Source organism: Dyadobacter sp. HNCC25DJ185 (genome assembly GCF_056895195.1).
In genome coordinates this window covers 1-8224 of sequence record NZ_JBXHAR010000024.1, presented here as the reverse complement: position 1 = coordinate 8224, position 8224 = coordinate 1, and the positions used below count along the sequence as shown (strand labels likewise).

Sequence of the window (8224 nt, the reverse complement as noted above, 5' to 3'; positions counted from 1 at the left end):
AGAGCACAGGCATACAATATAATTCGATTGATTATAACTTTTACATGGAGCATTGCTGTTTTAGGCATTGGAGCCTGGCTATATTCTCAGCATATTCAAAAGGAACAAAAAAAAGAGGTTGAAAAAGCTATAGAGCCTAAGAAAGAGGAGTTAAAGCCAGCCATCACACAACCCGACCTATCCTTTACGACGCCACCGGAACTCCAAGCAAAAATTTCAGGGGGTATTGCATGGCTAATAGGAGCAGGTCCGCCAAAACAAGCAAAATGTATTTTCTATCTTATCGACGGATCTGCAAGGGGAGTTATTACGGGTCGTGATTGTTTAGTGAATGCAGTTGAAAAGGCAAAAAGCGGAAATTATGGCGGTGCGATTGATTGGCTAAAAGCAGGACAATGCCATAATGACGACATACAGCTGGATTTTCAAAACAATCAAAATTTCTGTATTCATTTTTTATTGACGCAATATAAGAATGGAGTTCCGTAACAAGGGAGGGAACTTTTTTGACAATTCCATTGTACGCACATCATACGCCCGCATTATGGACTTCGAAACTCTCGATAAAGCCGTGTCTTTCCTCAATAACCTTGGCGGGTTACTCAATCTCCTTGTGACTACTGGAATTGCAACTTACTTAGTTCTAAAAAAAAGTAATCTAATCTTTTAATATCCTATAATTTGAGGATTTTGCATCGTTAAGTTTGATGATTTTTTCAATTTTCAGGCTCGATTTGATTTGATTATTTATATTTTTTATAAAAAAAATAATCAATCAGGTTTCGTTTGATTGATTACGTATATAGATGATAGTTTTATTTATAATTGTACATAATTGATACCAACCATCGGCAGGTGTCTTAGCTTTCACAACATGCACCTTAAACCCCAACATTGCCAGCTTTGGATGCCGCTCCTCCTGGCTGTCGGTCAGCACTCCCCTCTTTGCCTTAATCTCGATCAAACACATCCTACCACCTGGTAGATAGAATTTCAGATCGGTGAAGCCGTTACCCATTCCCAGAGCTTTGGCCTTCTTGGCAGCGTAAGGCGTGAGCTTGATACCCTCCATGCCGGCCTCGAACTCGAATACCCCAGGCTCAACCTCTTGCCACTCCCTGAGCTTGTAGACGATGTAAGACTGGATATCAGCCTCAGACCAGCGTATGCTTTCGAGGTGTGCCGGGTAACGATGCCAGGCGAATTTGACAGTTGATGGTTTGCGGCGGAAGATCAATGGTTAGCCCACAGGTTTGGCATATCCATTGTCTGAATAGTGAAGCTCTTTCTGAAATCTTCGTGTTTAGGAATTTTAACATCAGGGAAAATCTTCGTTTCAGCTAGTGTGTGATACTGATACGACAAAGGATATTTTTTTAACAGCCACGTGGGGAAGAATACATATTTAAACATATTCTTTTTGGTTGGAGTTAGGTATTTAACCTTAACTTCCTTCATACGCTTGCCGCCATCAAAGCTTTAAGCTCAACAATCATGCGATTTGCAATGATATCGTGAGCTGTCCGAACATCTACATTGAGCTGCATTTTTTTGTTACCATTTCGCCAATACAAAACGGCACGATTTCAAATGTGTGACTTTCAATACAATCCCCGTACATCACTTCTTCCTCTTTCTGTACTGTTTGCGGTCATAAACTATCTGATGAACGCCCATATAATCAACTGGTAATGGGCTATCGTCAACTAGCTCCTGGTATTGTGTCGCCCCGAAGTTCCAGACGCTGGGGCACTTGGTTACGCCATTCTTGGCAATGAAGGCAGCTTTGAGTTCTTCGTCATTTAGCAATTATTTACGCTTTCCGTGATAGGAACCGATTGGATGCTTACACTATGCCCTATACGTTCAGGTAAGTCAACCACAGGAGTTACCCATGTCAGCATATCACGAATACGACTACCTTGATCGTCCAGCTGTACCGAAGCATTGGAATAAACCTCGGTATCGTCGTAGGCCACGACTGACCCCCAAATGGGGATATCAAGCTCAATTTCGTAGATAGGTGGGACGACCTGGATCATTTACTGTCCTCCGGTGGCTCAGGGAGTGGCATCCAGTGGGTTGGAAATACACCATAAATGCCATGAGTGTTATCAAGATAATGGTCGTATGGCGGAAAAAAGCTACGACGACCAACTATGGTATTACCATCCTTGCTTCTCAACAAGATAGCACTGAACGTTTTGGGAGCAGTCTCGATCGGTTGCCAAAACATCACTCACCTCCCAGGTAAGCTTTCGCCATATCATTGTAGTGGTCGTCGTAAAACTTAGCCTCGTGGCGGATTGTGGCAATCTGTGGGAACCACGGGCTTTCGTGCCATTTCTCAGATCCCGCAAACCTAATGCCAGGGCGCAGTCACTCATATCACTAACAGCATCGAAGACAATACGCAAGTAGGCTTCACTGCTCATCTCGGTCTGGTCCACTTTCTTGGCTGTGGCCAATGCTAAGAGGTGCGGCATCATGCTTTCCAGTGTTGGGCGCATTAAGGCTTCCCTCAATATCGTTTCCTCCGTTGGACTGATCTGCAAGGCGCTGAAAGTAAAGCACTGGGTTTTCTCTCCGGAGGCGTTCACCTTCTCGATCCATGCCTTGCGAAATTTTGGCTGCCGCAGTCGCGAGTGCATCGAAACCGCTAGTGTCACGATTCGCATATTGATATACTATCAATAGAGCTACAATAAACTGTATTTCAAACTATTGAGTGGTAATTTTTAGTTAGTTAACTTGATAATCAACACACTAGTTCTTCGGGGAGTACTCCCTCCCTGTGCCCCCACCGGCTGGTACTGGTTGTTAAATCCGTCGTCGTTGAGCCAGGCTGCGCATCCTTTTGCAAAGCCTCGAGTAACGTCTGAAGATGTTGCATAAGTTTTTACTCCTTCGATGATTTGTTGTTCGGTGTTGCCACGCTTGATGGCTGATTTGTAGGCGAGTAGAGCTTTGTCCTTTGATCCTCTCCTTTGCCTTGGATACAGATCCCAGAATTCAGAAAACTGGTCTGCTTTTACTAATACGTTAGTATTAGTATTGTTACTGTCTATTGTTATTGTAGCAAGCTGAAGCAGTGCTTCTCGTTTGCTTGAAGCAGGATTTTCATTGATTTCATTATCTTTTTTATGTCTCGCCGCCGCACCCTTCTTAGCACGGTCAGAATGAAATTTTACCTGTTTATCCTGCTCATCTAGCATTTCATTGCAGGTAATATGGGTTAAAACACCCCCCTTTTCCTGCTTGAAGAATGCTTTTACTATGCTTGAAGCTAGCTTGAAGCAATCAAGATCCACACCCGCAATACGAGCCAAAGCCAGGTCATTGTCTGGCAACGGTTTTCGGGTTTCCATGTAGTAGTCGATCAATCGGCGATAGATGCCGTCCTGCTCCGCAGTGAGATGCAGAGTTTTTTCCTTATACCGGCGATAGTGCCAGGGATACCAGTCCATTGAGAGCCTTCCCGTTCCTTCCCTATAAAAAAGGTGGGGCCGTCCTATCCGGGAAGGATATAACAGGACACGCCTTGCAAAGCGTTGCCCCTTTACACATATCCTATCTTTGTGTTTTTGTTTGTCAAGTAAAATTTAATCAAAATTTGCTGTCTTTGCCTATATTGTTGTTAAGACAATAATTAGAATTTACTAAGAATTACTAGGAATTTTGCATATCCTGTTATAATAAAAATGAAATTCTAAGTATATTATAATTGCCTATTAATCAGATATTTATATCTAAAATGCCGTTTGAATAAAATGCCAAAATCTTTAAAAAGTACAATCGTAATTTTTTTAAAAAAAATAGAAGAAATATTTATGTGTTACATATTACAAGGATGTAATTAAGAGAATGTTATTTTTACATCATGCCCAGGAAAACAGGAAAGGGTTCCCCACCAGGTGGCGGAAAACCCTTAGTCGAACGAGTCCTCGGTTATATCGCTGTGATCCTATCAATTCTTGCCTCCCTCAGAAAGTTGCTTGAATAAACGGATCACTCGGACTCAATGCCCTCCATCGCATAGCTTTGGGGGGTATTTTCTTTTGAGGTAATTACCTCATGAAACAAAGTTATAGTATTGTTACAAACTAACAAAGCAAACATAACTAGAATAACTAATGATGATGAATTAGATGGTCGAGAACATCATGCAAGAACAAGATATGCTAGACGAGATCATGCAGAACAAATTCATGAAAGAGGCTTATGTACAACAGAAAAATAGATATACATAAGAGTAATTCTAAAAGGAGATAATCAATTAGATATTTCCAGATATGCAGCAATAACAGTATCCGCTTGTTCCCTACTCGTAGGCTTCTCGCCACCGGTCGAAAACTCAAACAGCCGATCGGTTTGCTCATCGTGTAGGAAATAGTTTACTGATCCTTCCTTGCTATAAATTTTATATGGATTGTACCCAGCTTTGATCCAGCCAATGTGAGGCATGTAATCCTTGATCTTAAATTTTGGGATTTCTTGGAACGTGTACATCTATGAGTAATTAACCTTTATACTCAGCTATTCGGAAATTGGTGCGCCCACCTAATTTACACATTTTGGCAAAAAGCGCATTGGCTTCACTATGGGTCAATGGCTTCACTTTTCGAGACATCCCGTTTGCCAAGGTTTCTTCTGAGATTGGATACCATGAATTATCACTTGCATCCCGCGCTTCAACCATCCAGAGATCACCTTTCGTGCCTGGCCACATTGGTTGATCCTTAACCTTACCTTCGTTCAGATCGATCGTCATCAGGAACAACTCAGCTGCATCGTGGTAATCACTTCGGTTACACCGGCACTCATGGTGTTGCGTTACTGATTGTCCTGCTTTTTCGAAATATTTTAGGTCGCTGGCGACCATGTCAGAGGGCGGTAGCTTCGGATTTACTTGCAGCTTGTTCCGGATCAGTTGTAAGCGACTGTGCAGCGCGTGTGCGAATAATGAATAGTTTCTCATGGTGCTAAAAATATCAAAAATTTGACATTCAAAGTATCATAATTTTAATTTTTCGTTTAGTTCGACTAACCTTTTTCTATATTTTTCCATCTCCATCTCTATCCTGCTCATCTTGTCGGCCAATTCCCAAAAACGGTCATAGTTAGTAGTACCGACTTCCAATTTCCATTCCGTATTTTCAAATTTTTGGCGGTGGATTTTTATGTCGGTTTCTCTCCATTGGATCTGAAACTTGCAAAAATTAATTTCGTTTTGCTCTTGGTTACTTAATCTCATCGTCTTTTTTGGGGTAGTGCTGAGCGCAATGAAATAAAAAGTTAGATAACATGCAATTATGTGTTTTTTAGGCACTTGTCGCCCTCCTGGCGGTGCTCAAAACAGTACCATTTAGGCGGATCTGGCTTAACATGAAAACCCCATCCTGCGCTACGCTTCCCGCAGATAGTGCATTCGTGGCTATCTAAGCCACCTTTGGGCTTCGGGATATGGTCAAAGAGGCTCGGCGTGTGGGAAGGTTTACGTTTCATATGGTAGACAAGAATGTCTAGATTTTGCAGGTCTGCCTAGCTCCACCTGACCTCGATGCCTGTCCATAAGTGCCGTACAACGCTAATTGCAATTCAAAGAACTACGCTCATTGCCATACGACACATAAGAAAGGATGGCCGTTTTCTAGGCAACACTGCCCAAGAACATAGGAAACAGGGCGGAGCTTACAGGCGGAACGGCCAAAGACCTGTATTGTCAGTATAACATAGGTTTGGTAAACTGACAAGGAAAATATTTTTTCTTCAAGTCAATTTTCTGCTTGAAAGGCTGTATATGAATTGATATACTGATTTCAGGCAACAAAAGAGCTTCCAATGAACGACAATCATAAACCTATTCCGAAACAAATCCGGTTATGGCTGGCACACCATGCCAACCGTAAACTGTCCAACCAACTGAAAGCATTCTTACAGGAGAAGTTTAAATGATTAGTAAAGACCTGTATAATGAACTAGTAACCTTATCCTGGAAGCTCGAGGTGGCACACAAAAACAGCCGGGATGTTCTTGATCTTATCAGAATTGTAAGTGATATCGCTGATGATATTAAGAGATTAGCTGACAATAATTATCGTGACGGAGAATGAAAAGTGTCTGAAATCTTTCAAAAACTCAAAGAGCCATTCGATCCAAAACTGGCATCCTGGCGTGTTGGATCAACAACACAGGATAAAACCAAAGGTCAGGCATTGGCTTATATTGATGCCCGTGATGTTATGAAGCGTCTTGATGAGGTGGTTGGTCCTGAAAACTGGCAGGATACCTATAAATACTTTGGTGAAACGGCTATTTGCTATCTGGCATTACGTATTGATGGCGAATGGATTGCGAAGGGTGATGGTGCTGGTGATACACAGGTTGAAGTGGAAATTCCGGCGAACTTGGATTCTTCTTCACTTTTGATGGTGAGTCTGTCGATGTTGGGCCAATAACATTTTTGTAAGCAGGTCAATTCCGGCTCGTCCGTACATAGATCTCTTGATTGTTTTCAGCTTATTAATATGGCCTTCTACTTTCCCGCTTGAGATATCAGAATTAATTGCTTGCTCAACGGCATGACGGTCATTCTTGATGCCTTTTGCAAAAGTTTTCAAAAGCGAGTCGGGATGCGAGGCACTTTCCAGCCATTCGTCAAAACTGCCATGGTGCTGCTTACCCAAGAGTGCTTTGAATTGTTGGGCAAGTTCAGCGGCCTTCTGGATTGGAGCACTGTGTTTGCAGAGAAAAGTAAAGAATTCCAGATCTTTAGCTGGCAATAAGGATGTCTCTGTTAGGGCAATGAAGGCCAGCTTGGTGCTTGACCAGGTTTGCTGTCTGGCAAGTGCTTGGGGTTTATCCAGGGGCTGCCCCACTAAGTTTTGCGCTACAAGCCGGTTCATTCTTTCGCAAAAGCTGGTGTATTTGCCGTTAAAGCCCTGTGCTATCATGTCTGCAAGAAGCTGCCTATAAGTCGTCTGTGGCCCGTAATTCTGTTGGATGTATGGAATGAAGTGATCAAAATTGGTCGAATGCTCAGAGGTGGTTGGGGTATTCCGACCTGGCAAGACATCCAAATGGATATATCTCCCTATGGATTTCCTGTTCGATTTTAGATGAGCAGCTATTGCGTTCATACTGTGCCCCTGAGCATAGAGTTTCTTGGTTTGCTCAAATTTAAACTGCCTAAGGGGGTTGACATTTCCCGTAAACAATTCAGAATTTTCAGTTTGCATGCGCTTGCTGGTTGCAGTTTCATGGTTAAGAGGAATGGATTGATTATGTGCTTTTTGCTTGTCATGAAAGGCTACGAAACATTTTTTGATCGTTTCGCTTTGTCTTTGCATTGCTCTATCGAGTGCTTCTCTGAGGTTAACCAACAAATGAAAGCGGTCGGCCACCTGCTTAGCCTGCGGGGCACCTTTGCGAATACCTAATGCATAGGCCGATGCTCTGTCCCTGGCCACAGTATGCACTTCCGGGTGTCGTTTGAGCCAAGCTTCAAGCGATTCGGCACTGCGCCCTTCCCATAAGTCGATAACCCTATTCTGATGTAGGTCCACCAGGATCGTACCATAGGTTCGGCCCTTTTTTAAAGCCCAATCATCTATCCCGATAATGCCAGAGCATATCATACTATCGACAACCGGGAGCGATTTAATCATTCGGATCACTGTGGCTGCACTTATGGAGCTGCCAACCCACCTGCTAAGGGCAAACCGGTACTAAAAATTAAAGGATATGCAGCCGAAGATATTCGGTCATTGTTACACAGCGACCCATTGTTGTCTGTCGCAACCCGACTGAATATGGTTTATCAAGTAGCCACCGGAATATCGAGTCGGGAGGCTGCCAGAATCTATGGGGTCAGCGTTAAACAAGTCATCAATTGGGTGCACCGGTTCGAAAACGAAGGAATCGAAGGGTTGTACGACCTTCCAGGACGTGGCAGAAAGTCAATTTTGTCATTATCTGACCTTGAAGATATTCGACATGTTGTCTTGAATTGCCCTCCTGATGAGTTTGGCTATGCTCAAAAGCGCTGGTCTGGCCCACTATTGCTTGAATGGATCAATAAGAAATACAACACACAATATAGAAGCTCGCAGATTTATAAGCTTTTGGGCAGAATTGGCGTAGAATTCAAAAGCCAGGTTGGCTATGTAGCTAAATAATTGTGTAATTTTTAATTATGTTTTATCATCAAAAGTGACGAAGAACC

Annotated in this window: 13 protein-coding genes; 3 read left to right on the top strand and 10 right to left on the bottom strand. The window is 42.8% G+C overall.

The features are described 5' to 3' along the window. Nucleotides 1-489, top strand: a 489-nt coding sequence (locus AC1XUF_RS31965) for a hypothetical protein (protein WP_483345950.1), incomplete at its 5' end; no start/stop codon positions are given. A 286-nt stretch (nucleotides 490-775) separates the two neighbouring features. Here AC1XUF_RS31965 and AC1XUF_RS31960 read toward each other — a convergent pair. The 9 genes from AC1XUF_RS31960 to AC1XUF_RS31920 all read right to left on the bottom strand — a co-directional run bounded on the left by AC1XUF_RS31960 (nucleotide 776) and on the right by AC1XUF_RS31920 (nucleotide 5254). Further along, on the bottom strand, nucleotides 776-1237 hold the full coding sequence (locus AC1XUF_RS31960; RefSeq protein WP_483345949.1) for a VRR-NUC domain-containing protein: 462 nt from the start codon (nucleotides 1235-1237) through the stop codon (nucleotides 776-778). Nucleotides 1238-1802: 565 nt separating this feature from the next. Beyond that, complete coding sequence (locus AC1XUF_RS31955; protein ID WP_483345948.1) at nucleotides 1803-2042, bottom strand: hypothetical protein; 240 nt, start codon at nucleotides 2040-2042, stop codon at nucleotides 1803-1805. Beyond that, nucleotides 2039-2236, bottom strand: a complete 198-nt coding sequence (locus AC1XUF_RS31950; protein ID WP_483345951.1) for a DUF551 domain-containing protein — start codon at nucleotides 2234-2236, stop codon at nucleotides 2039-2041. The genes AC1XUF_RS31955 and AC1XUF_RS31950 overlap by 4 nt, the downstream gene beginning before the upstream one ends. Next, entirely contained in the window at nucleotides 2166-2486 is a 321-nt protein-coding gene (locus AC1XUF_RS31945) for a hypothetical protein (protein ID WP_483345952.1), read from the bottom strand. The genes AC1XUF_RS31950 and AC1XUF_RS31945 overlap by 71 nt, the downstream gene beginning before the upstream one ends. Next, nucleotides 2425-2613 carry a hypothetical protein gene (locus AC1XUF_RS31940; RefSeq protein WP_483345947.1) on the bottom strand — a complete coding sequence of 63 codons (189 nt, stop codon included), beginning with the start codon at nucleotides 2611-2613 and terminating at the stop codon, nucleotides 2425-2427. Before AC1XUF_RS31940 ends, AC1XUF_RS31945 begins: the two co-directional genes overlap by 62 nt. A gap of 125 nt (nucleotides 2614-2738) precedes the next feature. Next, entirely contained in the window at nucleotides 2739-3467 is a 729-nt protein-coding gene (locus tag AC1XUF_RS31935; RefSeq protein ID WP_483345946.1) for a DUF1376 domain-containing protein, read from the bottom strand. Between the two features lie 805 nt (nucleotides 3468-4272). Beyond that, nucleotides 4273-4509 (bottom strand): hypothetical protein, encoded by a 237-nt coding sequence (locus AC1XUF_RS31930; RefSeq protein ID WP_483345945.1) that lies wholly within the window; start codon nucleotides 4507-4509, stop codon nucleotides 4273-4275. Nucleotides 4510-4519: 10 nt separating this feature from the next. Beyond that, nucleotides 4520-4978 carry a hypothetical protein gene (locus AC1XUF_RS31925; RefSeq protein WP_483345944.1) on the bottom strand — a complete coding sequence of 153 codons (459 nt, stop codon included), beginning with the start codon at nucleotides 4976-4978 and terminating at the stop codon, nucleotides 4520-4522. 36 nt (nucleotides 4979-5014) lie between these two features. Beyond that, entirely contained in the window at nucleotides 5015-5254 is a 240-nt protein-coding gene (locus tag AC1XUF_RS31920) for a hypothetical protein (protein ID WP_483345943.1), read from the bottom strand. Nucleotides 5255-6116: 862 nt separating this feature from the next. Between AC1XUF_RS31920 and AC1XUF_RS31915 the strand changes: the two genes are divergently transcribed. Next, nucleotides 6117-6458 carry a Rad52/Rad22 family DNA repair protein gene (locus AC1XUF_RS31915; RefSeq protein WP_483345942.1) on the top strand — a complete coding sequence of 114 codons (342 nt, stop codon included), beginning with the start codon at nucleotides 6117-6119 and terminating at the stop codon, nucleotides 6456-6458. Here AC1XUF_RS31915 and AC1XUF_RS31910 read toward each other — a convergent pair. After that, complete coding sequence (locus AC1XUF_RS31910; RefSeq protein ID WP_483345941.1) at nucleotides 6420-7667, bottom strand: ISL3 family transposase; 1248 nt, start codon at nucleotides 7665-7667, stop codon at nucleotides 6420-6422. The genes AC1XUF_RS31915 and AC1XUF_RS31910 overlap by 39 nt on opposite strands. A gap of 99 nt (nucleotides 7668-7766) precedes the next feature. Between AC1XUF_RS31910 and AC1XUF_RS31905 the strand changes: the two genes are divergently transcribed. Further along, entirely contained in the window at nucleotides 7767-8177 is a 411-nt protein-coding gene (locus tag AC1XUF_RS31905; protein ID WP_483345940.1) for a helix-turn-helix domain-containing protein, read from the top strand. Nucleotides 8178-8224: the final 47 nt, after the last annotated feature.

Excerpts from the sequence above, each read along its gene's own strand:
- AC1XUF_RS31955 (WP_483345948.1), bottom strand. The coding sequence starts at position 2,042 with ATGATCCAGGTCGTCCCACCTATCTACGAAATTGAGCTTGATATCCCC.
- AC1XUF_RS31950 (WP_483345951.1), bottom strand. The coding sequence starts at position 2,236 with ATGTTTTGGCAACCGATCGAGACTGCTCCCAAAACGTTCAGTGCTATC.
- AC1XUF_RS31945 (WP_483345952.1), bottom strand. The coding sequence starts at position 2,486 with ATGCCGCACCTCTTAGCATTGGCCACAGCCAAGAAAGTGGACCAGACC.
- AC1XUF_RS31940 (WP_483345947.1), bottom strand. The coding sequence starts at position 2,613 with ATGGATCGAGAAGGTGAACGCCTCCGGAGAGAAAACCCAGTGCTTTAC.
- AC1XUF_RS31935 (WP_483345946.1), bottom strand. The coding sequence starts at position 3,467 with ATGGACTGGTATCCCTGGCACTATCGCCGGTATAAGGAAAAAACTCTG.
- AC1XUF_RS31930 (WP_483345945.1), bottom strand. The coding sequence starts at position 4,509 with ATGTACACGTTCCAAGAAATCCCAAAATTTAAGATCAAGGATTACATG.
- AC1XUF_RS31925 (WP_483345944.1), bottom strand. The coding sequence starts at position 4,978 with ATGAGAAACTATTCATTATTCGCACACGCGCTGCACAGTCGCTTACAA.
- AC1XUF_RS31920 (WP_483345943.1), bottom strand. The coding sequence starts at position 5,254 with ATGAGATTAAGTAACCAAGAGCAAAACGAAATTAATTTTTGCAAGTTT.
- AC1XUF_RS31910 (WP_483345941.1), bottom strand. The coding sequence starts at position 7,667 with ATGATTAAATCGCTCCCGGTTGTCGATAGTATGATATGCTCTGGCATT.